Below are 26,043 nucleotides of genomic sequence, written 5' to 3' on the forward strand. Positions count from 1 at the left end.
GCTGATCAATTACTTGATCTTGCCTTCCTTGTAGATCACGTGCTTACGGATAGTTGGATCGAATTTTTTGATTTCGATTTTATCCGGGGTGGTGCGCTTGTTCTTGTCGGTGGTGTAGAAGTGGCCGGTACCGGCACTTGAGATCAAACGGATCAATTCGCGCATAACTAGCTCCTTAAACCTTTTCGCCGCGAGCACGCAGCTCGGACAACACTACGTCAATACCACGCTTATCGATTACACGCATGCCTTTGGCAGATACGCGCAAACGAATGAAGCGATTTTCCGACTCAACCCAAAAACGGTGATGGTGCAGGTTCGGCAGAAAACGACGACGGGTTTTGTTGTTTGCGTGGGAAATGTTGTTCCCGCTTACCGGACCCTTGCCGGTAACTTGACAGACTCTTGACATACATCAGCCCTCTAAAACCACATGCCCAACCCGGCATGGGTTGGCCGCTTAAACTCAAAGTCATTTGGCGCTCGGCGCCACGTTTCTTCAGGGTCTTACCGGCCACACCTACAAAAGAAGGAAACCGGGACCCTATAAAAGAGCGCGCCTTTATATCAGAAGGAGCCCTATACAGCAAGAAATGCTCTGCAAAACATCCGGCGCGGCCCCCATCAACAGCGCACAGGCCGCGGATTTGCTGAGCATTGACGCTCACGACCATTCGTCGCGCAAACCCGCAAACCAGCAAGCCTCACAGCCAGCCGTATTCCGCCAACGACAAGGGTTCGCCGTCGCCGACGATAAAATGGTCGAGCACCCGCACGTCCACCAGCGCCAGAGCCTCTTTAAGCCGCTGGGTGAGTAAACGGTCCGCCTGGCTGGGCTCAGCCACCCCTGAGGGATGATTGTGGGTGAGGATCGCCGCAGCGGCGTTATGCGCCAAGGCGCGCTTGACCACTTGCCGTGGATAAACGCTGGCACCGTCGATACTGCCCTGAAACAGCACCTCAAAAGCCAGCACCCGGTGCTTGGCATCCAGAAACAGACAGGCGAAGACTTCATGGGGCTCATGCCGTAGCCGTGCTTTCAAGTAATCACGCACCGCTTGCGGGCTCTCCAGGGTGCCATCGCGCTGCAGGCGCTCGGCCAAGTGTCGACGCGCCATCTCCAGCACCGCCTGCAGTTGGGCAAACTTTGCCGGGCCCAAGCCCAAGCGCCGGCTAAATGAGCCAAGGTCGGCCTCCAGCAACGCACGCAAACTGCCAAAATCGCCCAATAGATGCCGGGCCAGGTCGACTGCGCTTTGCCCGGCGACGCCGGTGCGCAAGAAAATCGCCAATAATTCGGCATCACTCAAGGCACTGGCGCCACGCTCCAGCAATTTCTCCCGCGGCCGCTCCGCCGCTGGCCAATCTCGAATACTCATACATCCTCCTTGAGCCAATACAGCTTCCTTGAAGCACGGCTGCGGGGTGCGCCGGGCTGGCATGCCCAAATACCCATACGCCCTCCTTGAGCCACAGCCCCACAGGAGCCGGCGCCGCTGTTCCCGCGCGGTCGCTGTGATATCGTAGCCGAACTTTTGCGCGGCGATTGACACGCCGGGCCGCCCAGCCCGACAGGCATTAAGTCCGCACGACATCCCATCGTTTACAAGGCAGTGCTATGCAGCGGTTGTATCGGAAACGCATCGTCCTCGGCGTGGGCGGCGGCATTGCCGCCTACAAGAGCGCCGAACTGATTCGGCGCCTGCGCGAGCAAGGTGCCGAAGTGCAGGTGGTCATGACTCAGGGCGGCCAGGAGTTTATTACCCCGCTGACCCTGCAAGCGCTGTCGGGCAACCCCGTGCATCTGGAGCTACTCGACCCCGCCGCCGAAGCCGCCATGGGCCATATCGAACTGGCTAAATGGGCTGACCTGGTGCTGATCGCCCCCGCCACCGCCGACCTGATGGCGCGCCTGGCCCAAGGGCTGGCGAATGACCTGTTAACCACCCTGGTGCTGGCCACCGACGCCCCGGTCGCCCTGGCCCCGGCGATGAATCAAGCCATGTGGCGCGACCCGGCCACCCAAGCCAATGCGCAGACCTTGAGCAGTCGTGGCTTTCAACTGTTCGGCCCGGCCGCCGGCAGCCAAGCCTGTGGCGATGTGGGCCTGGGCCGCATGCTCGAGGCCAATGAACTCACCCAAGCCGCCGCTGATTGCTTTCAGCGCCGCAGCCTGACCGGCCGGCGCGTGCTGATCACCGCCGGGCCGACCCAGGAAAATATCGACCCGGTGCGCTATATCACCAACCACAGCTCCGGCAAAATGGGTTTTGCCCTAGCCGAAGCCGCCGCCGAAGCCGGTGCCGAGGTGATTTTGATCAGCGGCCCGGTGCACCTGCCGACTCCCGACCGGGTCAAGCGGGTCAACGTCACCAGCGCCCGCGACATGCTTGCCGCCTGCGAAGCAGCAATGCCTTGCGATCTGCTGATCGCCGCCGCCGCCGTGGCCGACTACCGTCCAGAAGTAATCGCCAACCAGAAAATGAAAAAAGACCCCAACAGCGATGACGGCCTGCTGCTGCGCCTGGTGCGTAACCCGGACATTCTCGCCAGCCTGGCCGGGCGCAGCGACCGGCCCTTCAGTGTCGGCTTTGCCGCCGAGACCGAGCACCTACTGGACTACGCGGCGCGCAAGCTGAAAGACAAGAATCTGGACTTGATCGTCGCCAACGATGTCGCCAACCCCAACATTGGTTTTAATAGCGAAGAAAACGCCTGCAGCGTGATTGACCGCGAATTACTGGAAACGCGCTTCGCGCAAACTAGCAAAGGCAAAATTGCCCGCCAGTTGGTGGCCTTTATCGCCGACCGCCTGGCTGTCCGCCCGCCCGAACTCACCGACCCGAACTGAGCCAGCATGCACTCACTACAAGCCAAAATTCTTGACCCCCGCATCGGTAGCGAATTTCCGCTGCCGCAATACGCCACCCCAGGCTCCGCCGGCTTAGACCTGCGCGCCATGTTGGCCCAAGATCTGCTGCTGGAACCGGGCCAAACGGTATTGATCCCCACCGGCCTGTCGATTTATATCGCCGACCCAGGCCTGGCGGCGCTGATTCTGCCGCGCTCCGGGCTCGGTCATAAACACGGCATAGTGCTGGGCAACTTGGTCGGCCTGATCGACTCGGACTACCAAGGCGAGCTGCTGGTGTCGTGCTGGAATCGCGGCAGCAGCGCCTTCAACATCAGCGTGGGTGAACGCATCGCCCAGTTGATTCTGGTACCGGTGGTGCAAGCGCACTTTGAACTGGTCAGCGAGTTCGACCAAAGCCAGCGTGGCGCCGGTGGCTTTGGCCATTCGGGCAGCAACTAACAGCTATTGCTTTCAATAAAAAATTGCCAGGATGAAGCCCCAGGGAGACGCTCTGTGAAATTGTTCAAGCGCAGCGCCAAGGATACGCTCGACCCTAGCAGCCCGGCGCAACTGCCGCCCGCCGCTAAACCGCGTAGCGGCGCCGACCTTAAAGCCTTGCTGCCCGGCACCATTGCCGCTGCATTGGGCTTATTGGCCGCCGCCGTGATGCTCTGGTATGCGCTGTTCTACACCGCGCAAACCCAACAACAAAGCGAACTCAGCCGCGCGTGGGGCGACAGCCAGTCGGCCGCCTTGCAGCAAGCGGTGAAACAACTGAGTGCCCAAACCCTGGCGGCCGCGCGCAATCCACAACTGATTTTCGCCCTGCAAAGCCTGAATAAAGATGAGATCAGCGCGGCCGAGCGCAACCTCGGCTATTGGCACGGCGTGGTTGACGCGCAATTGAATGCCCGCGGCCAAGCCGTGCAAGACAGCAATCGCGCCGCACCGATGAACTTTGCCGCACTGGACATGCTGCGCCGCGCCGAAGCCGGGCAAATACCGGCACCGGAAGCATACAAAGTCGGGCAGCGCTGGCTGGTCTATAGCGCCGCGCCACTGCGCCTGAGCGCTGAGACGCCACCGGAAGGCACTCTGCTGCTGGTGGTCGACCTGCAGAGCCTGCTCGGCACCCTGCCCGTGCTGGCCGCCGACATTGGTCAACTGCAGTTAGCCCAACAATTTGGCAACGCCCCGGCGCAGCTGCTCGAACAACGCGGTCAAGCGGCCGACGTCAGCCCACAGAGCCTGAGCAGCGGCAATCCAAACTGGAAACTCAGCTTCACCCCCGGCAGCGCCCTGACCCAACTGATCTTCCCACCGCAACTACTGCTGCTGGCCGGCCTGCTGGCGCTGGTGGGCGCATTACTGGGCCTGTACCTGACGCAGACCGAGCTGCAACACCGCTTGCGCGCTGACGTGGCGCAGTTAACCCAACTGATCAATGAACTCGCTGCCGGTAAAGCCGTCAAAGCCTTCAGCCTCAGTCTGCCGTTACTCGACGCACTCGCCAAGCTACTGGCGCGCATGTCCCAACGCAAACGCGAGGCTCCCGCCGGCCCTGAGCCGGCAATTTCTTTGCCCCGCCCCGACGCGCGCAGCGAACCGCTTAGCAATGCTGCCGATGAGCTGACTGATCCGCTGTTTCAAGACACTGACATTCTCGATATCGACATTCTTGATGAAGACCAAGATCTGCTTGGTCTGGAGCAAATTCCCAGCATGAACTTCAACCTAAAAGCAGCACCCAAACTGGATGCCAACATCTTTCGCGCCTATGACATTCGCGGCGTGGTGGGCGACAGCCTGACCCCCGAGGCGGCCTATTGGATTGGCCGCGCGATTGGCTCCGAAAGCCTGGCCCAAGGCGAACCCAATGTGTCGGTGGGCCGCGATGGCCGCTTGTCCGGCCCGCTGCTGGTCGAGCAACTGATTCAAGGCCTGCTCGATTGCGGCTGCCAAGTCAGCGACGTCGGCATGGTGCCGACCCCCGTGCTCTATTACGCCGCCAATATTCTCGCCGGCAAGTCCGGGGTGATGCTCACCGGCAGCCATAACCCACCGGATTACAACGGTTTCAAAATCGTCATCGCCGGCGACACCCTGGCCAACGAGCAGATCCAGGCGCTGCGCTTGCGCATCGAAAACAACGATCTGGCCAGCGGCGTCGGCAACTGCGAACAGATCGACGTGCTCGAGCGCTACTTCAAGCAAATCCGCGATGACATCGCCATGGCCAAGCCGATGCGCGTGGTGGTCGACTGTGGCAACGGCGTCGCCGGCGTGATTGCCCCGCAACTGCTCGAAGCCCTCGGCTGCACAGTGATTCCCTTGTTCTGCGAGGTGGATGGCAACTTCCCCAATCACCACCCGGATCCCGGCAAGCCGGAAAACCTGGTCGACTTGATCGCCAAGGTTAAATCCGAGAAAGCCGACCTGGGCCTGGCCTTCGACGGCGATGGCGACCGCGTTGGCGTGGTCACCAACACTGGCACCATCGTCTACCCGGATCGCCTGCTGATGCTGTTCGCCAAGGACGTGGTGTCGCGCAACCCCGGCGCCGACATCATCTTCGACGTCAAATGCACCCGTCGCCTGACCCCGCTGATCAGCGGCTATGGCGGTCGCCCGGTGATGTGGAAAACCGGCCACTCGCTGATCAAGAAGAAGATGAAGGAAACCGGCGCCTTGCTGGCCGGCGAAATGAGCGGGCATATCTTCTTCAAGGAGCGCTGGTTCGGTTTCGATGACGGCATCTACAGCGCCGCCCGCCTACTGGAAATCCTCAGTCAGGACAAGCGCGATGCCGAACACGTGTTCTCGGCCTTCCCGAATGACATCTGCACCCCGGAAATCAACATCACCGTCACCGACGAAAGCAAGTTCAGCATCGTCGCCGCGCTGCAGCGGGATGGCCAATGGGGCGACGCCAACCTGACCACCCTGGACGGCGTACGCGTCGACTACCCCAAGGGCTGGGGCCTGGTGCGCGCCTCCAACACCACGCCGGTACTGGTGCTGCGCTTCGAGGCCGAAACTGAAGAAGAGCTTAAGCGCATCCAGGAGGTGTTCCGCGGCCAGCTCAACAGCGTTGCGCCACAGGTCAAATTACCCTTTTGATCAAGCGCACACGTTTAACTTTTACCTTTTGAATGTTCACCATAGGAACCCTGCATGACCCTCAGCCGTGACGCTGCCACCCAAGTTGCCCAGGTTCTGTCCGAGGCGCTGCCCTACATTCGCCGTTTCGTCGGCAAGACGCTGGTGATCAAATACGGCGGCAACGCCATGGAGAGCGACGAGCTGAAAACCGGCTTCGCCCGCGACATAGTGCTGATGAAAGCGGTCGGTATTAACCCGGTGGTGGTGCATGGCGGCGGCCCGCAAATTGGCGACCTGCTCAAACGCCTGAGCATCGAGAGCCACTTTATCGACGGCATGCGCGTCACCGATGCGCAGACCATGGATGTGGTGGAAATGGTGCTGGGCGGCCAGGTCAACAAGGACATCGTCAACCTGATCAACCATCACGGCGGCAGCGCCATCGGCCTGACCGGCAAGGATGCACGGCTGATCCGGGCGAAAAAGCTCACCGTGACCCGCCAGACCCCGGAGATGACTCAGCCGGAAATCATCGACATCGGCCACGTCGGCGAAGTCGTCGGAGTCAATGTCGAGCTGATCAATATGCTGGTGTCCGGCAACTTCATTCCGGTGATAGCGCCAATCGGCGTGGGTGAAAACGGCGAGTCGTACAACATCAACGCCGACCTGGTGGCCGGTAAAGTGGCCGAAGCCCTCAAAGCCGAGAAGTTGATGCTGCTGACCAATATCGCCGGCTTGATGAACAAACAAGGCGAAGTCTTGACCGGCCTGAGCACTGAGCAAGTCAACGAACTGATCGCCGACGGCACCATCTACGGCGGCATGCTGCCAAAGATCCGCTGCGCACTGGAAGCGGTGCAAGGCGGAGTCAACAGCGCGCACATCATCGATGGCCGGGTACCCAATGCGGTATTGCTGGAGATCTTTACCGACACCGGCGTCGGCACCAAGATCACCAATCGCCAACAACCTCGGTAATTACTCGAGGCGCAACGCAAAAGACCAGCAGCTGCTGGTCTTTTTGTGTGTGGCGATGGTTGGTAGGGTGGGTTAGCCGCGTAGTGGCGTAACCCACCATCGAAATTTAATCCCGCCGGCGGACTGTTCGCTGCGCTCCTGAGTCCGCCCTACGCCCGCCCTACCTCTGTCCGCCGAGCAATTGCGCCAAGCGCGCCCGATCCGCGCTAAAACTATCATCGGCCTGCTTGCGCACCGCCTCAAAACGAACAATGTCCTTTAGCAGGGCCGCTTGCTCGGCTTTAAGATTACTGATCTGCACCAACAGGCTTTCTGGCACCGTCCGACCGGCACGCTCCAGCTCGGCCGCCTGGCTCTGCAAATTGGCCTGCTGGGTACGCAGCGACTGCAAATTGCCGCGCGCCGCCGCAATGACGCCATCCAACTCGGTCAATTTGCGCTCACGGGCACGGTCCACATCTTCCAGGCTGGAATACAGCCGCAGCAATTGCGCATCCGAACCGGCCTGGGCCTTGGCTTGATTGAGGCGTGCGCGCTCTTCGGCGGTTGGTGCCGGCGGAACCGTGCGCAACAGCCGGCCTTGCTCATCCAGTACGTCATAGCCCTTGCCGATGTATTGCGGCGGTACGCCCTGACGATCGAGCACCACCACGCCCTTGTCGCTCAGATAGCGATACAACTCGCTAGCGCCAGCCCAGGCCGGCAGCAACATAATCAGCAGCAGTGAACAGCGCAGCGCGCCCGATTTACCCATAAAAGCAACCCTGTGGTGGTGTTAGCTAGATTCCGTACTGCGCGCGATACGCTTGGACCGCCGGCAGATGTTGCTTAAGTTCAGCATCATCGGCGAGATATTCCAGTACTTGCGCCAACGACACAATACTTACCACTGGCATGGCGAAATCGCGCTCAACTTCCTGGATCGCCGACAACGCGCCTTGGCCGCGCTCTTCACGGTTCAGCGCAATCAACACCCCAGCCGCTTGCGCGCCCTGGCTTTGAATAATCTGCATCACTTCACGAATCGCCGTGCCGGCAGTAATCACATCATCGACAATCAGCACCCGTCCTTGCAGCGGTGCGCCAACCAGGCTGCCACCTTCGCCATGGGCCTTAGCCTCTTTGCGATTAAAGCACCAAGGCACGTCCAGCTGATGCTGCTCGGCCAGCGCCACGGCAGTCGCAGCCGCCAAGGGAATGCCTTTATAAGCCGGGCCAAACAGCACGTCGAACGCAATGCCGCTCTCAACCACGGCAGCGGCATAAAAACGCCCGAGCTGGGCCAAGGCCAAGCCGCTATTGAACAGTCCGGCATTAAAAAAGTACGGGCTAACGCGCCCCGACTTGAGGGTGAACTCACCGAAACGCAAAACCCCACGCTCAATGGCAAAACGGATGAAATCGCGTTGATACGCCTGCATGAAAAAGCCCCGAACGGCACGAAATTATCGACAAGGTTAGAGCCCGCTCAAGCAGCTTGCCGGCAAACAGCCCCAGGGTTACCCCAACAGCCAGGCGGCGCAGCAACTATCGAGCAGGTTTTTAGCTAATTTAGCTAATACAGAGGAGCTCGGGTATCATACACGCACGTGTTTTTTGGGGCCATTTATGCGGATCATCAGTGTCAACGTCAATGGTATGCAGGCGGCTATCGAGCGCGGTCTGCTGACGTGGTTACACGCGCAAAATGCCGACGTTATCTGCCTGCAGGACACCCGCGCCTCGGCCTTTGAGTTAGATGACCCAGCCTTCCAACTGGATGGCTATTTTCTCTACGCCTGCGATGCCGAGGTGCCCAACCAAGGTGGTGTGGCGCTGTATTCGCGCTTGCAACCTAAGGCAATTATCAGCGGCCTGGGTTTTGAAACCGCTGACCGTTACGGCCGCTACCTGCAAGCCGACTTCGATAAGGTCAGTATCGCCTGCGTACTGTTGCCCTCCGGGCAAAGCGGTGACGAGAACCTGAATCAAAAATTCAAGTTTATGGACGATTTCGCCCATTACCTCGACAAGCAGCGGCGCAAGCGCCGTGAATATATTTATTGCGGCTCACTGTACGTGGCGCACCAAAAAATCGACGTGAAAAACTGGCGCGACTGCCAGCAAACGCCGGGATTTCTCGCCACCGAACGGGTCTGGATGGATCAGATTGTCGGCAGCATGGGCTACGTCGATGCATTGCGAGAAGTCAGCCGTGAGGGCGATCAATTTAGCTGGTGGCCGGATACCGAGCAGGCCCAACTGCTCAACCTCGGCTATCGCTACGATTATCAATTGCTCACCCCGGGCCTGCGCCGTAGCGTGCGCAGCGCGCGCCTGCCACGCCAACCGCGGTTCTCCGAGCACGCGCCACTGGTAGTCGATTACGACTGGACCCTCAGCGTTTAAAGGGTCGGCCAGCATGATCCGCTTGCCAAAATCACACCGCGTTACACCTCGCTTGCCTACACGCCGAACACAATTACCGCGGATTTTGCAGCGCATCTATGCTGCGGCGCTGCTGCTGCTGTGCATGACAGTCATAGGCAGTCTGGGTTTCTACATTACCGCGGCGGACGAGCAGGCCAACTTCTCCGACGCCCTGCACATGACCCTAATTACCATTACCACCGTGGGTTATGGTGAAATCATTCCATTGACCAGCCTCGGCGAGCGCATTTTCGCCGCCTTCATCGCCCTCACCGGCTTTGGCACCGTGACCTTCCTATTCACCAGCCTCGCGACCTTTTTTCTAGAAAGCGATTTCGACTACAGCTTGCGGAGACGACGCATGGAAAAAGCCATCAAAAAACTCTCCGGGCATTACATTATCTGCGGCTTCGGCCGAGTCGGTCGTAACGTAGCCCACGAACTACAGACCACCAGTCGCGCCTTCGTGGCCATCGACAGCGATGAGAAATTGCTCGAAGAGCAGCACGAACACTTCCCCCATCTATTGCATCTGTATGGCGATGCCACCGACGACGACCTGCTGCTGGCCGCCGACATTGCCGACGCCGCCGGCGTGTTCGCGGTAACCGGTGACGACAGTCGCAATCTGATGATTATTCTCACCGCCCGCCAACTCAATCCGAATATTCGGGTGGTCGCCCGCTGCCATGAAATACGCAATATGGCGAAGATGAAAAAGGCCGGCGCCGATACGGTGATTTCACCGGACTTTACCGGCGGCATGCGCATCGCCTCGTCGATGATCCGTCCCCATGTGGTGACCTTCCTCGACGAAATGCTCCGCTCCGATCACAACGTACGCCTGGAAGAAGTGCCGATCAGCCCAGAGCATCGCCTGCTCAGCATTGGTGAACTCAAGCAACGCTGCCCCAATTGCGTGATTTTATCGATTCGCAATCAGCACGACTTTATCTTCAACCCAGCCGATAACCTGACCCTGCAACCCGGCCAGACCTTGATCGCCATGGTCCCACCGCAAGGTCGCCATGAATTGCTCACGGCGCTCAGCTAAATTCTGCCAGACAACAAAAAGCCTGAATTTTGCCGGCTTTTTGTTGTGCGAAGAACCGCCTTACTTAATCAAGCGCCAGCTGAAGGGATAGCGATACGCCTGCCCTTCGTTCGCCTTGATCCCGGCGATGATGGTCAGCACCAGCGCCGTGATGCCGACCAGTGCCAGCAACGGGAAGCCGATCATCACCAGCATCAGCAGAAAGCACAACAACGCCGCCAGCGACACGCTGATCTGAAAGTTCAGGGCTTCTTTGCCCTGTGCATCCACAAAGGGGTCAAAGTCTTTCTTCAGCTGCCAAACAATCAAGGGGCCGAGCAAGTTACCGAACGGAATTGCCAAGCCAAAAAAAGCCGAAAAATGACAGAACATCGCCCATTGCCGGGCTTCCTTGCTAGGTGTTGAGCCTTGAATGTCGTTCATACGGCTTCTCCTCGATTGATTAGTCGGCCAGCGCCGCTTGTTGCAGTTCAAACAGCTCATTCATGCCTTTTTGCGCCAACGCCAGCATCGCCGTCAACTCTTCAGGCTGGAATGGCGCGCCTTCGGCGGTGCCCTGCACTTCGATAAAGCCGCCGGCAGCGGTCATCACCACGTTCAGGTCGGTCTCGGCGGCCGAGTCTTCAGGGTAGTCCAGATCCAGCACCGGTTCACCCTGATACATACCGACAGACACCGCAGCGACCATCTGCTTGAGCGGGTCACCACCTTTCAGGCCACCACGTTTTTTCATCAACTTCAGGGCATCGACCAGGGCCACCATGGCGCCGGTGATGGACGCGGTACGGGTGCCACCGTCGGCCTGGATCACGTCGCAGTCAACGTACAGGGTGTTTTCACCGAGCTTGGACATGTCCAGCGCGGCGCGCAGCGAACGACCGATCAGCCGTTGAATCTCCAGGGTGCGGCCGCCTTGCTTGCCACGGCTGGCTTCACGCTGGTTACGGTCACCGGTGGCGCGCGGCAACATGCCGTACTCGGCGGTCAACCAGCCCTGGCCCTGGCCTTTGAGGAAACGTGGTACGCCGGATTCCACACTGACCGTACAGATCACTTTGGTGTCGCCAAACTCCACCAACACCGAACCTTCGGCATGTTTGGTGTAGTTACGGGTGATACGGATCGGGCGCAGTTGATCTGCGGCACGGCCACTTGGACGTTTCATCAAGGAATACCTGCTTGGGACGGAAATCTGTCGCTCATTATAAGGCTCAGGCGCCGGCCAGAACATCGCCGATTGGGTGACCCCGACGACTGCGCTACAATTGACCGCCTCGATAGCCGTTTTTATCTCCTCAGCTTCATCTATTCAGCCAAGAGGTACTCCCATGGTGCACAGCATGACCGCCTTTGCCCGCACTGAACTGGCAGGCAGCCACGGCACCCTGAGCTGGGAGCTGCGCTCGGTGAACCATCGCTACCTCGAGCCACAACTGCGCCTGCCCGAAGCCTTCCGTGATCTGGAGAGCGCCGTGCGCGATGCCCTGCGCCAGGGTCTGTCGCGCGGCAAAGTCGAATGCACCCTGCGTTTTAACGATGACAGCGCAGGGCAAGCGCTGAATGTTGACCCTGAGCGCGCCGCACAACTCATCGCCGCCGCCGAAACCGTCGCCAGCCTGATTAAACAGCCAGCCGCCCTTAATCCACTGGAAATACTCGCCTGGCCGGGCGTGTTGGTGGCCACTGCCGCCGATCCGCAAGCCCTCAACAGCGAAGCCTTGACTCTGTTCAAGCAGGCCCTCAACGAGCTGAAAAACGGCCGCGGCCGGGAAGGCGCCGAGCTGGCCAAGTTGCTTAACGAGCGCCTGGATGCGATTGAAGGCGAAGTCGCCTACCTGCGCGAGCAGGTGCCGCAGATGCTCGCCAGCCAACGGCAAAAAATCCTCGAGCGCTGCCGCGAAATGCAAGCCGAGCTCGACCCGCAACGCCTGGAGCAAGAGATGGTGCTGCTGGCGCAAAAGAGCGATGTGGCCGAAGAGCTCGACCGCCTCAGCACCCACGTCGGCGAAGTACGGCGGGTACTGAAAGCCGGCGGCGCGGCGGGCCGGCGCCTGGATTTTTTGATGCAAGAGCTCAATCGCGAGGCCAACACCCTCGGTTCCAAAGCCTTCGACACCCGCAGCACCCAAGCCGCCGTCAGCCTTAAAGTGCTGATCGAGCAGATGCGTGAACAAGTCCAGAACATCGAATAAACGAGCCAGCGATGACTATCAACACCACCAGCGGCACCCTCTATATAGTTTCGGCGCCGTCTGGCGCGGGCAAAACCAGCCTGATCAAGGCGCTGGTCGATGCGCAAGCACAGATCCGCGTGTCGGTTTCGCACACCACCCGCGCCATGCGCCCGGGTGAAGTCGAGGGAGTGAACTACCACTTCACCGAACGCCAAGCCTTTATCGAAATGCTCGAGCGCGACGAGTTTCTCGAGCATGCCGAAGTCTTCGGCAATCTTTATGGCACCTCCCAGCGCTGGCTGGAAAAAACCCTTAAGGAAGGCTTCGATCTGATTCTGGAAATCGACTGGCAGGGCGCGCAACAGGTGCGCCGGCTAATGCCCCAGGCCAAATCGATCTTTATTTTGCCGCCGAGCCAAGAAGCACTGCGCCAGCGCCTGACCAATCGCGGCCAGGACAGCGACGAGATTATCGATGGCCGCATGCGCGAAGCCGTCAGCGAGATGAGCCACTACGTCGAATACGACTATCTGGTAATCAACGACGACTTCACCAGCGCCCTCGACGACCTTAAAGCGGTGTTTCGCGCCAACCAACTGCAACAAGGCGTGCAACAGCAGCGTTTCAGCGACTTGCTCTGCCAATTGCTGGCCTGAATCCGGTCCGCTCGACGGATTAATCCGCAGCTTGAATGCGGGTTAAATCGCCACAACAATCACCACTGGGGAAATCAACACTTCCCTTAAGGCTGGTGATTTTTTAGACTACCCAGTCCGCTCGCCCATTTGGGCACAGCTCTATCTTGCTTTTGCTACGAGGATGACCATGGCCCGCGTTACCGTTGAAGACTGCCTAGACAACGTCGAGAACCGCTTTGAGCTGGTCATGCTCGCCACCAAGCGTTCCCGCCAACTGGCTACCGGCGGCAAAGAGCCGAAGGTAGCTTGGGAAAACGACAAACCCACAGTAGTGGCCCTGCGTGAAATCGCCGCTGGTCTGGTGGATTACGATGTAATTGCCCAAGACGATCTGATCGAAGACGAACCACTGTTCGCCACCTTCGAAGACGAGGCCAACGAGGGCTAATACATCTATGTCGGGTCGAAGTCCTAAGCCTCAGGTGCCGTCAGTTCAGCAGGAGGTCCTCTCTTGCCGAACATAGACAACCTCGCCGAACGACTTTCGACCTACCTCGGCGCCGACCAGGTCAATCTGGTCCGCCGCGCGTATTTCTACGCCGAACAAGCCCACGACGGCCAATTGCGTCGCAGCGGCGAAGCCTACGTCACCCACCCGCTCGCCGTTGCCCGGATCCTCGCCGAAATGCACATGGACCATCACAGCCTGATGGCCGCGATGCTGCATGACGTGATCGAAGACACCGGCATCGCCAAAGAGGCACTCAGCGCGCAATTTGGCGAAACCGTCGCCGAACTGGTCGATGGGGTCAGCAAACTGACCCAGATGAACTTCGAAACCAAAGCCGAGGCGCAAGCCGAGAACTTCCAGAAGATGGCCATGGCCATGGCCCGCGACACCCGGGTGATCCTGGTCAAGCTGGCCGACCGTCTGCACAACATGCGCACCCTCGACTGCATGCCCCATGAAAAAAGCCGACGGATTGCCAAAGAAACCCTGGAAATCTACGCGCCTATCGCCAATCGGCTGGGCATGCACAACATCCGCATCGAGTTCGAAGACCTCGGCTTCAAGGCGATGTACCCGATGCGCTCCGAACGCATCCGCAACGCCGTGCGCAAGGCCCGCGGCAACCGCAAAGAGATCGTCAACAAGATCGAAGAGTCGATCAGCCACTGCTTGGCCCGCGAAGACATGCAGGGCGAAGTGCATGGCCGCGAAAAACACCTGTACAGCATCTACCAGAAGATGCGCGGCAAACGCCGGGCCTTCAACGAGATCATGGACGTTTACGCGTTTCGCATCGTGGTCGACAAGGTCGACACCTGCTACCGCGTGCTCGGCGCCGTGCACAATCTGTACAAGCCGCTGCCGGGACGTTTCAAAGATTACATCGCGATTCCCAAGGCCAACGGTTACCAGTCGCTGCACACCACCCTGTTCGGTATGCACGGGGTGCCCATCGAGATCCAGATTCGCACCCGCGAAATGGAAGAAATGGCCAACAACGGCATCGCCGCTCACTGGTTGTACAAAGCCGATGAGCAAGAACAACCGCGCGGCACCCACGCCCGCGCCCGCCAGTGGATCAAGGGCGTGCTGGAAATGCAGCAGCGCGCCGGTAACTCCCTGGAGTTTATCGAGAGCGTGAAGATCGACCTGTTCCCCGACGAGGTCTACGTCTTCACCCCCAAGGGCCGGATCATGGAGCTGCCCAAAGGCTCCACCGCGGTGGACTTTGCCTACGCGGTGCATACCGATGTCGGCAACAGCTGCATCGCTTGCCGCATTAACCGCCGCTTGGCGCCACTGTCGGAGCCGCTGCAAAGTGGCTCGACGGTGGAAATCGTCTCCGCCCCCGGCGCCCGACCAAACCCGGCTTGGCTGAGCTTTGTGGTCACTGGTAAAGCCCGCACCCATATCCGTCACGCGCTGAAACTACAACGCCGCTCGGAATCCATCAGCCTCGGTGAACGGCTGCTGAACAAGGTGCTGTCCAGCTTCGGTAGTCACCTCGACAAACTCTCGGTCGAGCGCCTGCAAGGCGTGCTCAACGAGTACCAGCTGGAAGTCATCGAAGACCTGCTGGAAGACATCGGCCTGGGCAACCGCATGGCCTTCGTGGTGGCCCGCCGGCTGCTGGCCGACAGCGCCGAACAACTGCCGAGCAACGAGGGCCCGCTGGCGATTCGCGGCACCGAAGGCCTGGTGCTCAGCTACGCCAAGTGCTGCACACCGATTCCCGGCGACCCGATTGTCGGCCACCTGTCGGCTGGCAAAGGCATGGTGGTGCACCTGGATACCTGCAAGAACATCAGTGACGTGCGCCATAACCCGGAAAAATGCATCCAACTGTCCTGGGCCAAAGACGTTAGCGGCGAATTCAACGTCGAGTTGCGCGTCGAGCTTGAGCACCAGCGCGGCCTAATCGCCCTGCTGGCCAGCAGCGTCAACGCCGCCGACGGCAACATCGAAAAAATCAGCATGGACGAGCGCGATGGCCGCATCAGCGTGGTCCAGTTGGTGGTCAACGTGCATGACCGCGTGCATTTGGCTCGCGTGATCAAAAAACTGCGTGCCCTCAAAGGCGTCAGCCGCATCACACGGGTGCGCGGGTAGGGTGGATGACGCTTCACCCATCCACCATCTAATCGAAAACCGCTGGTGGATGAAAAGAGCGTTATCCACCCTACGCCCATCCGCAATAACCCAATCATTCAGGAGCATCCCATGAGCAAGACCGTTATCAGCAGCGACAAAGCCCCGGCCGCCATCGGCACTTATTCCCAAGCGATCAAGGCCGGCAACACCGTCTATATGTCCGGGCAAATTCCACTCGACCCCGCCACCATGGAGCTGGTGGAAGGCTTTGAAGCCCAGACCGTGCAGGTGTTCGAGAACCTCAAAGCGGTGGCCGAAGCGGCCGGTGGCAGCTTCAAAGACATCGTCAAACTGAACATCTTCCTGACCGACCTCAGCCACTTCGCCAAGGTCAACGAAGTCATGGGCCGTTACTTTGAACAGCCTTACCCCGCTCGCGCCGCCATCGGCGTTGCCGCACTGCCCCGTGGTGCCGCAGTAGAAATGGACGCGATTCTGGTCATCGAATAAAACCTGCCCAAGGTCTACTGCGCTTGGTGAGACTACGTTGAAAACAGGCTCGGAATGCTCATTTACAACCTGTAAACTCCGCTTCCTCGCCTGTTTGATTCGCTGCGCTCACCCTGCGGGTCAGCCTTTGGCTGTTACTGCGTTGCGCCTTGTCTGACCTGCGCTCGCTACGACCTTGAACAGGTTTCGCGCTCAAGACGGGGATAGCCCCGCACTCATTTATCCAGGTATTCACCATGCGCCACCTACTCTGCCTGCTGGTTTGCGCGGCCCTGCTCAGCGGCTGCGCCAGCAAGCCTAAAGACCCCAGCGGCATCTGGATCAACCAGGCGGCCATCGACGCCGCGGTGAAAGGTGGCCATTTGCGCGAAGCCTTGCTGGCCTACGGTCCGAATCTGGAGTGGAGCCTCAACAGCGCACGCCAGCAAGCCGTCTTCAGCAACGGTTTCGAACTCGCCGACGGCGCCCTCAGCGCGCAAGCAAATGGCGAATGGCAAGTCAGCTTTTACGGCGAAAACCACGAAACCCTCAAACCCGAGGGTGATCAGCTGCTGCAACTGGCCAGCCCGACCTGGCCCGAACAGCGCTTTATGCGGCCGAAAACTCCGCTCGCCAGCGGCGCACCGACCGGCAGCAACTTCGAATACAGCCTCTACGAAGCCTATTTAGGCGGTACCTGGAAGATTCGCAGCGGCCCAGGCGAGGGCGGCCTGGTGCTGTTCCACGCCGACGGCAAGCTGGAAGGCCTGCCGGGCGCCGAACGTTACGCCCTGTGCCTGGCCGGTGACTGCGCGGCCATGAGCGGCGACTACGACAGCCTCTGGCTGCAACTGGGTAAGGAAGGCAACGAATGGGTGTTCGTCCGCGATGGCGACCAACTGCAAATCTTCGCAGCCCTCAACCGCGCCCAGCCCGATGAAATGCCTGACCTGCACCCAGGTGAGCTGCGCTGGTTACTCGAGCGCGACTAAGCGCGACAAACACCGGCTGACTTAGCTCTTACGCCCAACATTCAAGGAACCAACATGCGCGCAGAACGCGACGAAGACGAGATCCGCGCCCCGCGGGCCAAACCGCAGCGCCGCCTGGCCTACGAAATAGCCCTGGGCATCATCCTCGGCGGCAGCGGCCTGTGGCTGCTGCAAGTGCTAACCAGCCTGATCGCCGCCAAGTTTATGTTGCAGCAACTGCAGCTGCATCTGCCCGGTTGAATGCCAGAGCAGCGCCTTTAACTAAGCCGCGAAGACGACCGGCGCAGGATCTTGATCGAATAGGTGAACGACGGTTTGCGCGTGACGCTGATGGCTTTGCGCGTGACTGTGTCGAGGGTGATGTTCCAGAAGCCGGTGCTCGGCACTGTCAGTTTGGCGGGGAAGGTATCGAAGGCGCCGCCGTGGTAGGTGTGCCGGCCACCGTTTTTGAAGCTGCGAAAGTTCGCATCGCTCATCAGGCGGATGTTGCAGGTTTGCGAAGACTCGATGATGACAATGTCGTCTTCATTTAGATGTTCGCGCTGGTGAATGTATTTCATGCCCTGCTCCAAGCTGCTGTGTTCAGCCAAATCAAAACGACAGTATGACGGGGAAACCCCGCAGCCGGCACACACCAGTCAGCGGAAACCGCACAATTGCGCGCTCGCAAGCCGTTGAAAAATCTAGTGAGCGACACCTAAGCCCCTGCCAACAGCGCCGCATAGCCCTCGCGATAGCTCGGGTACTGCGGCGCCCAGCCCAAGGCGCGGGCGCGGGCGTTGCGGCAGCGTTTGCTGCCGGAGCGGCGTACGGCAGACTCCTCGGCCCAGGTGGTAACCGCCAAATAGTCGCGCAACCAGGCCACTACTTCGTGCAGCGGCGCCGGTGCATCATCGACGCCGATGTAGCAATCCTCCAGCGCCACCCCGCGGGCGTCGGCCTGCAGCAGAAAGGCCAGCAGCCCAGCGGCGTCGTCGGCATGGATGCGATTGCCGTACAGCGGCGGCGAGTTAATCACCCGGTAACCTTGGCGCACCTGATTGAGCAGAAACTCGCGACCCGGTCCGTAGATGCCGCTCAGGCGCAGCACGCTGGCCGGCAAGCCGCAGCTGCGCAGCAGTTGCTCGGCTTCGAGCATGATCCGTCCGGAGAAGCCTTCAGGCTCGGTGGCCGAAGTTTCGTCAATCCATTCGCCGTCGTGCTGGCCATAGACGCTGGTGCTGGAGACAAACAGCACGCGCTTGGGCCGCTGCCCGGCCTGCGCCAACCAGCCCAGCACATGCCGCAGGCCATCGACATAGGCGGCGCGATAGCCGCCCTCGCCACCCTCGCTGGCGGCCACGCAATAGACCAGATAATCCAACTCGGCGCTGGGCCAAGCAGGCGGGCAAGCAGCGCTGTGCAGATCGCCGGCCACCGGCAGTACGCCAACCGGCAGCCGCCTGATCTCGCGACGCAGGCCGTACACGCACCAACCGGCCGCCAACATCTGGTTGGCCAAGCGACCACCAATATCGCCACAGCCGGCAAGCAACAACGAGGGCGAAAGGCTCATGGCGCGGCTCCACAACTAAAGCGCGCAGCCTAGCAGCCTGTCGGACTTAGGTCTGCCCTACTGCGGGAAAACCGAATTTGGTCATTTCTTGCGCTTTCTCTGTAAATAGAGAGGCGTTGAATAGAATGACTATTCGCCGCAAAAGAGCGCAAAAACTGCCGCAAACCGGTCTTTCCCTCGCTACGAACGGTCAAGCCCGACAGGCTGCTAGCGCGCCCTACCGACAGCGCCAAGCATTGTGCGCACACACTTGCCTCGACGCACCCGCCAATCCGCTTTGACCGCGCAGCCTTGGCGGCATAACTGCGACAAATCGTCGGTGCCCGAAATTTTTTCTCCATGCTAGAGTCGCGATCATGAAGCTGACTCGCCATCACCGCGCGCTACTTGCCTGGACGCTCTATGCCTGCGTGCTGTTCAACGCGCTCGCCTGCAGCATTGGTCATGCGCAAATGGTCGGCCTGCAACTCAGCGGTATCAGCGGCATGAGCTGCGCGGTGGGTGATAGCGGCGCCATCGACAGCAGCGACGGCGCCGGGCAAAGCAGCCTGAGCAGCACCTTTAGCTGTCCGCTGTGCGCCAGCGTAACCCTGAGCTTGGCCCTGCTGTTTTGCCTGAGCTGGCTGCTGCGGCCAAGTCGCCAGCGGTTTTTGCCGCGCCCTGCCGAACGCCAACCACCACCTCGCTTCACCTGGCCCAGCGCCAACCCCCGCGCCTCCCCGTAACTGTCTTGCCATGGCCAGCCGGTAGCGCGTCTGCGTGCGGTCGGCCTGCGTTTAACCAAGACATTTTCTTTACCGGTTAGCCACTGTTTGCGCCTGCCTAAATGCGCGCAAATCACCTGCTGCGCATTTTGCGCCCTGAGCTGCCGGTTACCTTTTATGGGGTTTGTTATGCGCAAGTTTAAATCTCGAGCGTTGCTGGTCATAGGTGCCAGCCTGGCGCCCAGCGTTTTTGCCGAGCCTGTGCAGCTCAGCCCGACCACGGTGCAAGCCGAGCAAGCCAGCGATCCGACCGCACCGACTCAGGCCGAGGTGCGCGCCGATTTTGCCAAGATCCCCGGCGGCGCCAGCGTGGTCGACAGTGAAAGCTATAAAACCGGGCGCAGCAGCACTCCGCAAGACACGCTTGGGCTGGCCACCGGGGTGTTTGTGCAACCGCGCTTTGGCGCCGAAGAGTCGCGTTTGTCGATTCGTGGCTCGGGCCTCAATCGCACCTACCACGGTCGCGGTTTGTTGCTGATGCAAGACGGCGCGCCGATCAACCTGGCCGACGGCAGCTTCGACTTCCAGACCCTCGAACCCTTGGCTACCGACCATATCGAGGTGCTGCGCGGCGCCAACGCCTGGCGCTACGGCAACGCCAGCCTCGGTGGGGCGATCAATTTCGTCACCCCAACGGGCCGCAGCGCACCACCGTTGGACCTGCGCGCCGAGGCCGGCAGCTTTGGTTATCAACGCATCGCCGCCGCCGTGGCCGAGGATTTCGGCAACGCCGACGGCTACCTGAGCGTCTCGGAGTTTGGCCAGGACGGTTTTCGCGACCACGCCAAACAAGACAGCCAGCGCTACTTCAGCAATATCGGCGGACGCATCAACGACCAGCTGTATACGCGCCTGTACCTGACCCACGTCGAGTCCAACTCCGAGCTGCCCGGCAGTCTGACCAAGGCGCAAATGCGCCAAAACGCCCAGCAAGCCTCCACCAGCGCGATAAAAGGCGATCAAAAACGCGACCTCAGCATCAACCGCATCGGCAATCTCACCGGTCTCGAGCTGGGCAACGGTCATCGCCTGGAGCTGGCGACTTACTACACGGAGAAATCTTTGTTCCACCCGATTTTTCAGGTGCTCGACATCGACAGCACGGACTTTGGCATGCGCCTTACCCAACGCTGGGACAACACCGACGGCTGGGCCTGGCAAGCAGGCGTGGATGCCAGCAAGGGCCGTAATTTCCAGAACAACTACCTCAACGCCGGCGGCGAAAAAGGCCGGCAAGTGGATGATCTGCACCAGACCGCCAACAACCTCAATGTCTTCACCGAACTGACCGCGCCACTGGCCGAGGACTGGTCGCTGATCGGTGGCCTGACCTGGCTCAAGCAGACCCGCGAGGTCGACGACCAGCTGCGCTGCAATGCCTTTATCAGCGCCTTCTGCAAGCCGCAGAACGACTCGTTCAATGAAACCTACAGCGGCCACATCGGCCGGCTCGGCGTATTGAACAACGCCAGCGACGCGCTGCAACTGTTCGCCAACGCAAGCCAAAGCTTTGAGCCACCAACTTTCGGTGAAATGACCGGCGGCATCATCAAGGCGCCGAATCAGGCGCAAACCGCCGACACCTTGGAAGCCGGCCTGCGCTGGCAGCAGGACCACCTCGACGTCGATCTGGCCATCTATCACAGCCGCGTGCATGACGAGCTGCTCAGTCTGAATGATGCCAAGGGCAATCCGCTGGGCACCGTCAATGCGGATGAAACCATCCACCAAGGCATCGAACTGGGCAGCACCTTGACCCTCGACCAATTCACCCTGCGCGGCCAATACCTGCTGAACGATTTCCGTTTCGACAACGACGATCTCTACGGCGACAACCAACTGCCGGGCATGCCCAGCCAGTTCGTTAAAGCCGAGTTACTCTGGCAGCGCGATGGCTTTTACGCCGGCCCCACCGCCGAATGGGTGCCGACCGATTACAACGTCGACATGGCCGACAGCCTGAACGCCGACAGCTACGCCATCTGGGGCCTGAAAGCCGGCTACCGGATGCCAACCGGGATCGATGTATTTATCGAAGGCCGCAACCTCGCGGACAAAACCTATGCCGCCACCACCGGCGTAGTCGCCAACGCCAAGGGCCAGGACAGCGCGCTGTTTATGCCCGGCGACGGCCGCGCGGTGTTTACCGGCATCGAGTGGCGGCTATGACCGCCGCACTGCGCATTGCGCCACGGTTAACTTCGCGGCAGCGCCTGCTGCGGCTGTTACCGTGGCACCGGCGCCTGGCGCTGCTGGCCTGCGCCGGCGTGTTCAGCTGGGCGCTGAGCGGCATGTTGCATCCGCTGATGAGCGTCCTGCAGCCACAACCGGCAGCCTTTGTGCCGCCGCAAACGGCCTTGCTGCTGGGTCAGTTGCAAGCCCCGAGCGTCATCCTGCAACAAGCCGGCATCCAGCAGGTTCAAGCGCTGCGCCTGCTGATGCTGGATGGCCAGCCGTACTACCAAGTGCGGCTGGCGGGGCAAAGTACGCCGCGTTATTGGCAGGCGCAAAGCGGCCTTGAGGCAGCACTTAGCGGTCGGCATGCCGAAGTGCTGGCACGCCATTACCTGGGCACAAACGAGCCACTGCATGTCGCCGACACCCTCACGGCGTTCAGCAATGAATACGCCTTTATCAACCGCTTGCTGCCGGCGGTGCGGGTCGACACCGCCCGCACCGATGGCCTGCGCCTGTACCTGGACCTCTATCAAGACCGCCTCGGCAGCCTGGTGGATGACCGCAAGGCGGTGTTCAGCTCACTATTTTTGTGGCTGCACAGCTTTCACTGGCTGGACCTGGGCGGGCCGCTGCGGCCGGCCTTGATGCTGCTGCTATTGGCGGCCAGCCTCGCGGCAGTCAGCCTCGGCGTAGCCAGCTTCGTCGCCCGCCGCCATGGGCGCACGCACCTGCGCCGCTGGCACGGGCGCGCCGGCATCGGCATGGCGTTGGCGACTCTGGCCTTTGTCGGCAGCGGCGCCTGGCATTTGCTGCACAAACTGACTGCCGAGGCGCCACCCGCGCCCTTCACCGCCGCGTTTAACAGCAGTGCTTTAACCCAAGCACCGCAACTGAGCTGGCGGCAAGACGGCGAACAGCTGGTCAAAATCAGCTTGCTACAACTCGACGATCAACCGGTGTGGCGTCTGCAAGGCCTGCGCGCAGGCACCCAGCCGAGCCTGCGTTATCTGGCCGTGGATGGCCGCGAGCTGGACGATCTGGCGCCGCAACGCTACGCCGAACAGCGTTTCGCCCAGTACGCCGCGCCATTGGGCCTTGGCGCGCCGAGCAGCATCAGCGTGCAGCGCAGTTTTGATCACGACTACGGCTTCGTGTTTAAACGCCTGCCGGTGCTCAAGGCCAGTTACGCAGACGCTCAACACAGCGCGCTGTTTATCGACCCGCTGGACGGTGCCTTGGCCGGCCGGGTGAACGACGGCGACCGCACCGAGGGCGCAAGCTTTGCCTACCTGCACAAATGGGAATTGCTCGGTGGCCTGAGCAAAACCGTCAAGGATGTTGCCCTCAGCCTGATCGCCCTGGCCCATCTGCTGCTGGTATTTGGCGGCCTGTATCTATGGCGCCAGCGCCGTGGAGCCTGATGCCGAGTTGCTATTACCGCCGGCCCGCAACCGCGCCGGACGGAATAAAAGCCTTACCGGGGTTTCGTTAATGATAACGATTTGCAATAATATTAAGGATTACCGCCGGCCGCCGTCAGCCATAGACCCGCTCAGTCCTACCTATCGAGGTCAGACACCCATGAATATGCTGTCCACCCGCAGCCAACCTTCGTCGTTGCAAGCCCTGCTGCGCAACCTATTGACCGCCGTCGCCCTGCTGGGCGCCATCGCCCTGAGCCTGCCGGATTTTGCCCAGGCGCAAGAGCCCGGCGCTCAACCGCTCAACGCCGCCCACAGCACCGCCACAAGCGCGCCAACAGAGGCCACAACGACTGCCGGCACCACTGCGCCAACGGCCGAGGCGTCCGCCGCTGAAAGCTTACTGACGGCCGATATGTCGCCCTGGGGCATGTTTCAGAATGCCGACGTGATCGTCCGTGGCGTGATGATCGGCCTGGCGCTGGCCTCGGTGCTGACCTGGACCATCTGGCTGAGCAAAGGCCTGGAGTTGCTCGGCGCCAAACGCCGCCTGCGGCACGAATTGAGCCACCTCAAACAGGCCCGCTCACTGCCCGAAGCGCAGCGCAACGCCACCGGCCTGAGCCGGCACCTGATCGAAGATGCTCAGGACGAGCTGCAACTGTCGGCCAACGCCCGCGGCAATGACGGCATCAAGGAACGGGTGAGTTTTCGCCTCGAACGCCTGGTGGCCGCCAGCGGTCGGCAAATGAGCAAAGGCACCGGCATGCTGGCCACCATCGGCTCCACCGCCCCCTTCGTCGGCCTGTTCGGCACCGTGTGGGGCATCATGAACAGCTTTATCGGCATCGCCAAATCGCAGACCACCAACATTGCCGTGGTCGCGCCCGGCATCGCCGAAGCCTTGCTGGCCACCGCGTTGGGGCTGGTGGCGGCGATCCCGGCAGTGGTGATCTACAACGTCTTCGCCCGCTCGATTGCCGGCTATAAGGCCCAAGTGGCGGATGCCTCGGCCCAGGTGCTGCTGCTGGTCAGCCGCGACCTCGACCTGCCGAGCCCCGAGCGGCAAATGACGCCGCTGCCAGCCAAAATCCAACCGCATATGGTCAAGGCAGGTTAAGACGCATCCATGGCCCTGCACCTAAGCGAAGGCGGCGACGACCTTCAAGAAAACCACGAGATCAACGTCACGCCCTTTATCGACGTGATGTTGGTGCTATTAATCATCTTTATGGTGGCCGCGCCCCTGGCCACCGTCGACATCAAAGTCGATTTGCCCGCCGCCAGCGCCACCCCGCAGCCGCGCCCGGACAAGCCGCTGTACCTGACGGTCAAAGACGACCACAGCCTGTTTATCGGCGAGCAACTAACCGCCCGCGAACAACTCGGTCAGGCCCTGGACCAACAAACCCAGGCCAATAAAGACACCACCATCTTCTTTCGCGCCGACAAAAACGTCGCCTACGAAGAACTGATGGAGGTGATGAATGCCTTGCGCGGCGCCGGTTATTTGAAAATCGGCCTGGTCGGCCTTGAGGCGGTCGGCCAACCATGAGTCGCAGCGCCACTCACCTGCCGCGCCTAACCATCAGCCTGCTGCTGGTACTGGGTGTGCATATTGGTCTCGGGATTTTGGCGCTGAACTGGCAAGTTAAAGCCGTGGCGGTCGAATTGCCGCCGGCGGCTATTTTAATCGAGCTACCGCCGCAGCCCGCCGTCGCACCGCCGCCGGCGCCTGCCGTTATTCAGCAACCAACGCCAGAACCCGAGGTAGTGGTAGCCCCAAAACCCAAGCTGGTACTGGAAAAACCTAAACCCAAGCCCAAGCCAAAACCTGTGGTGAAACAGGTTAAACCCGCGCCAACCCCGCCAACACCTGCGGCCAAGCCGGTCGAACAGGCCACGCCAACTGCCACCACGGCCCCGGCTGCCGCGCCGGTAGCCCAGCAACCGAGCACCAGCAGCGCCACGCTAGCGGCCAAAGCCACCTGGCAAAGCCAGCTACTCAGCCACCTGGCCCGCCACAAACGCTACCCCGACGAAGCCCGCCGCCGCGGCATCGAAGGCACCAGCCAAGTGCGCTTCAACCTCGACCGCGCTGGCGGCGTGCTCAGCGTCGAACTGGCAAAAAGCTCCGGCAACGCCGCGCTGGATCGCGCCACCCTCGCCATGATCCGCCGCGCCAGCCCGGTTCCGGCGCCACCAGCGGAACTGCTGAATAACGGTCAGTTGGAAATAGTCGCGCCGTTTATTTATGCGTTGGAGCGCAGGTAAAGCAAGGCGTTGCCCTTGGGTTTCGCAACCGAACGCCGCAGGTGTATTGCCTGTTTAATCGGTTGACTCGCTACGCTCGCCCTTCGGGCCAGCCTACGGCTGTTACTCCGCTTCGCTGCGTTGCGCCCTTACGGCGAGTCACTTCTGGCAGTCGCCCCAGAAGTAACCAAGAGGGCTTGCCCCTGCCATCCGGGTCTCGCTGCGCTCGACTAGATTCGCTTCGCTCACCCTTCGGGCCAGCCTGCGGCTGTTACTCCGCTGCGCTCCGTTTCCTCACGTAATCATTGCTCCATGGGCCCGCTGCGACGGGCCATCCATGGCCCAACACAGCTCTCGCGGCATCCTGCCGCTCAACCCACTACGCAACAATTACGTTCGGCCTTCTGAAAAGGGGCGACTGTCCGGGCGCGAATGGTTTTACTCGACATAACAACTGACTGGCTGTTGATTTTAAAAATCAAAAGCAATCAAAAATCAGTGCAATAACTCGGTCCAAATACCCCCGTCAGGAGGCCGAGTGCAGGTGTTGCGTAGAGGGGCGTTTGGCAGGATGCCA

28 protein-coding genes are annotated in these 26,043 nt (G+C 60.6%); 19 read left to right on the plus strand and 9 right to left on the minus strand.

The genetic code is table 11. The features are described from left to right. Positions 1-9: 9 nt before the first annotated feature. The 3 genes from rpmG to radC all read right to left on the minus strand — a co-directional run bounded on the left by rpmG (position 10) and on the right by radC (position 1,379). Positions 10-165: a 50S ribosomal protein L33 gene (gene rpmG, locus Q8R10_RS10935; protein WP_305653692.1), complete on the minus strand. Its 156-nt coding sequence runs from the start codon at positions 163-165 to the stop codon at positions 10-12. A 10-nt stretch (positions 166-175) separates the two neighbouring features. Next, positions 176-412, minus strand: a complete 237-nt coding sequence (rpmB, locus tag Q8R10_RS10940) for a 50S ribosomal protein L28 (protein ID WP_305653694.1) — start codon at positions 410-412, stop codon at positions 176-178. A gap of 292 nt (positions 413-704) precedes the next feature. Next, the gene (radC, locus tag Q8R10_RS10945; RefSeq protein ID WP_305653696.1) at positions 705-1,379 is read right to left on the minus strand and encodes a DNA repair protein RadC; all 675 of its coding nucleotides are present in this window, start codon (positions 1,377-1,379) and stop codon (positions 705-707) included. A gap of 239 nt (positions 1,380-1,618) precedes the next feature. Here radC and coaBC point away from each other — a divergent pair, with 239 nt between their 5' ends. From coaBC to argB, 4 genes are all read left to right on the plus strand, one after another. After that, on the plus strand, positions 1,619-2,851 hold the full coding sequence (gene coaBC / locus Q8R10_RS10950; protein WP_305653698.1) for a bifunctional phosphopantothenoylcysteine decarboxylase/phosphopantothenate--cysteine ligase CoaBC: 1,233 nt from the start codon (positions 1,619-1,621) through the stop codon (positions 2,849-2,851). 6 nt (positions 2,852-2,857) lie between these two features. After that, on the plus strand, positions 2,858-3,313 hold the full coding sequence (dut, locus tag Q8R10_RS10955) for a dUTP diphosphatase (RefSeq protein WP_305653700.1): 456 nt from the start codon (positions 2,858-2,860) through the stop codon (positions 3,311-3,313). A gap of 1,263 nt (positions 3,314-4,576) precedes the next feature. Next, positions 4,577-5,974 carry a phosphomannomutase/phosphoglucomutase gene (gene algC / locus Q8R10_RS10960; RefSeq protein WP_305653887.1) on the plus strand — a complete coding sequence of 466 codons (1,398 nt, stop codon included), beginning with the start codon at positions 4,577-4,579 and terminating at the stop codon, positions 5,972-5,974. 54 nt (positions 5,975-6,028) lie between these two features. Then, complete coding sequence (argB, locus tag Q8R10_RS10965; RefSeq protein WP_305653702.1) at positions 6,029-6,937, plus strand: acetylglutamate kinase; 909 nt, start codon at positions 6,029-6,031, stop codon at positions 6,935-6,937. Positions 6,938-7,097: 160 nt separating this feature from the next. Here argB and Q8R10_RS10970 read toward each other — a convergent pair whose 3' ends face one another. Both Q8R10_RS10970 and pyrE read right to left on the minus strand, forming a co-directional pair. Beyond that, the gene (locus Q8R10_RS10970) at positions 7,098-7,691 is read right to left on the minus strand and encodes a DUF4124 domain-containing protein (protein WP_371133324.1); all 594 of its coding nucleotides are present in this window, start codon (positions 7,689-7,691) and stop codon (positions 7,098-7,100) included. Between the two features lie 25 nt (positions 7,692-7,716). Next, positions 7,717-8,358 carry an orotate phosphoribosyltransferase gene (gene pyrE / locus Q8R10_RS10975; RefSeq protein ID WP_305653703.1) on the minus strand — a complete coding sequence of 214 codons (642 nt, stop codon included), beginning with the start codon at positions 8,356-8,358 and terminating at the stop codon, positions 7,717-7,719. A gap of 187 nt (positions 8,359-8,545) precedes the next feature. On the opposite strand from pyrE, the gene Q8R10_RS10980 reads away from it, so the two are divergent. Both Q8R10_RS10980 and Q8R10_RS10985 read left to right on the plus strand, forming a co-directional pair. Further along, positions 8,546-9,325 (plus strand): exodeoxyribonuclease III, encoded by a 780-nt coding sequence (locus tag Q8R10_RS10980; protein WP_305653705.1) that lies wholly within the window; start codon positions 8,546-8,548, stop codon positions 9,323-9,325. 85 nt (positions 9,326-9,410) lie between these two features. Next, a complete protein-coding gene (locus tag Q8R10_RS10985) occupies positions 9,411-10,400 on the plus strand; it encodes a TrkA family potassium uptake protein (RefSeq protein WP_305653707.1) in 990 nt (329 codons plus the stop codon). 60 nt (positions 10,401-10,460) lie between these two features. Here Q8R10_RS10985 and Q8R10_RS10990 read toward each other — a convergent pair whose 3' ends face one another. Both Q8R10_RS10990 and rph read right to left on the minus strand, forming a co-directional pair. Then, entirely contained in the window at positions 10,461-10,823 is a 363-nt protein-coding gene (locus tag Q8R10_RS10990; protein WP_305653709.1) for a DUF4870 domain-containing protein, read from the minus strand. A 19-nt stretch (positions 10,824-10,842) separates the two neighbouring features. Then, positions 10,843-11,565, minus strand: a complete 723-nt coding sequence (gene rph, locus Q8R10_RS10995) for a ribonuclease PH (protein WP_305653711.1) — start codon at positions 11,563-11,565, stop codon at positions 10,843-10,845. 163 nt (positions 11,566-11,728) lie between these two features. Here rph and Q8R10_RS11000 point away from each other — a divergent pair, with 163 nt between their 5' ends. The 7 genes from Q8R10_RS11000 (at position 11,729) to Q8R10_RS11030 (ending at position 17,535) form a co-directional block, all read left to right on the plus strand. Further along, the gene (locus tag Q8R10_RS11000; protein WP_305653713.1) at positions 11,729-12,592 is read left to right on the plus strand and encodes a YicC/YloC family endoribonuclease; all 864 of its coding nucleotides are present in this window, start codon (positions 11,729-11,731) and stop codon (positions 12,590-12,592) included. Between the two features lie 11 nt (positions 12,593-12,603). Next, positions 12,604-13,230 (plus strand): guanylate kinase, encoded by a 627-nt coding sequence (gene gmk, locus Q8R10_RS11005; RefSeq protein ID WP_305653715.1) that lies wholly within the window; start codon positions 12,604-12,606, stop codon positions 13,228-13,230. Between the two features lie 169 nt (positions 13,231-13,399). Further along, positions 13,400-13,660: a DNA-directed RNA polymerase subunit omega gene (rpoZ, locus tag Q8R10_RS11010; protein ID WP_305653717.1), complete on the plus strand. Its 261-nt coding sequence runs from the start codon at positions 13,400-13,402 to the stop codon at positions 13,658-13,660. A 63-nt stretch (positions 13,661-13,723) separates the two neighbouring features. Continuing rightward, on the plus strand, positions 13,724-15,832 hold the full coding sequence (gene spoT, locus Q8R10_RS11015) for a bifunctional GTP diphosphokinase/guanosine-3',5'-bis pyrophosphate 3'-pyrophosphohydrolase (protein ID WP_305653719.1): 2,109 nt from the start codon (positions 13,724-13,726) through the stop codon (positions 15,830-15,832). Between the two features lie 111 nt (positions 15,833-15,943). Then, positions 15,944-16,324, plus strand: coding sequence for a RidA family protein (locus tag Q8R10_RS11020; RefSeq protein ID WP_305653721.1), 381 nt, complete (start codon positions 15,944-15,946; stop codon positions 16,322-16,324). Between the two features lie 236 nt (positions 16,325-16,560). Continuing rightward, positions 16,561-17,295 (plus strand): hypothetical protein, encoded by a 735-nt coding sequence (locus Q8R10_RS11025; protein WP_305653723.1) that lies wholly within the window; start codon positions 16,561-16,563, stop codon positions 17,293-17,295. A gap of 54 nt (positions 17,296-17,349) precedes the next feature. Then, on the plus strand, positions 17,350-17,535 hold the full coding sequence (locus Q8R10_RS11030) for a hypothetical protein (protein WP_305653724.1): 186 nt from the start codon (positions 17,350-17,352) through the stop codon (positions 17,533-17,535). Between the two features lie 17 nt (positions 17,536-17,552). Here the strand turns inward: Q8R10_RS11030 and Q8R10_RS11035 are convergent, their stop codons facing one another. Together Q8R10_RS11035 and Q8R10_RS11040 are read right to left on the minus strand one after the other, a co-directional pair. Further along, positions 17,553-17,855 (minus strand): DUF1883 domain-containing protein, encoded by a 303-nt coding sequence (locus tag Q8R10_RS11035; RefSeq protein WP_305653726.1) that lies wholly within the window; start codon positions 17,853-17,855, stop codon positions 17,553-17,555. 137 nt (positions 17,856-17,992) lie between these two features. Further along, the gene (locus tag Q8R10_RS11040) at positions 17,993-18,850 is read right to left on the minus strand and encodes an SDR family oxidoreductase (RefSeq protein WP_305653728.1); all 858 of its coding nucleotides are present in this window, start codon (positions 18,848-18,850) and stop codon (positions 17,993-17,995) included. A gap of 356 nt (positions 18,851-19,206) precedes the next feature. Here Q8R10_RS11040 and Q8R10_RS11045 point away from each other — a divergent pair, with 356 nt between their 5' ends. The 6 genes from Q8R10_RS11045 (at position 19,207) to Q8R10_RS11070 (ending at position 25,487) form a co-directional block, all read left to right on the plus strand. Then, a complete protein-coding gene (locus tag Q8R10_RS11045) occupies positions 19,207-19,575 on the plus strand; it encodes a DUF2946 domain-containing protein (RefSeq protein ID WP_305653729.1) in 369 nt (122 codons plus the stop codon). Positions 19,576-19,743: 168 nt separating this feature from the next. Beyond that, positions 19,744-21,783, plus strand: coding sequence for a TonB-dependent receptor (locus Q8R10_RS11050; RefSeq protein ID WP_305653730.1), 2,040 nt, complete (start codon positions 19,744-19,746; stop codon positions 21,781-21,783). After that, positions 21,780-23,213, plus strand: coding sequence for a hypothetical protein (locus Q8R10_RS11055; RefSeq protein ID WP_305653732.1), 1,434 nt, complete (start codon positions 21,780-21,782; stop codon positions 23,211-23,213). The genes Q8R10_RS11050 and Q8R10_RS11055 overlap by 4 nt, the downstream gene beginning before the upstream one ends. 160 nt (positions 23,214-23,373) lie before the next feature. Then, on the plus strand, positions 23,374-24,333 hold the full coding sequence (exbB, locus tag Q8R10_RS11060; protein WP_305653734.1) for a tonB-system energizer ExbB: 960 nt from the start codon (positions 23,374-23,376) through the stop codon (positions 24,331-24,333). Between the two features lie 9 nt (positions 24,334-24,342). Continuing rightward, positions 24,343-24,768, plus strand: a complete 426-nt coding sequence (gene exbD / locus Q8R10_RS11065; protein WP_305653736.1) for a TonB system transport protein ExbD — start codon at positions 24,343-24,345, stop codon at positions 24,766-24,768. Beyond that, positions 24,765-25,487, plus strand: a complete 723-nt coding sequence (locus Q8R10_RS11070; RefSeq protein ID WP_305653738.1) for an energy transducer TonB — start codon at positions 24,765-24,767, stop codon at positions 25,485-25,487. The genes exbD and Q8R10_RS11070 overlap by 4 nt, the downstream gene beginning before the upstream one ends. Positions 25,488-26,043: the final 556 nt, after the last annotated feature.

It is taken from the genome of Pseudomonas sp., from assembly GCF_030698175.1.
Classification (GTDB): domain Bacteria; phylum Pseudomonadota; class Gammaproteobacteria; order Pseudomonadales; family Pseudomonadaceae; genus Aquipseudomonas.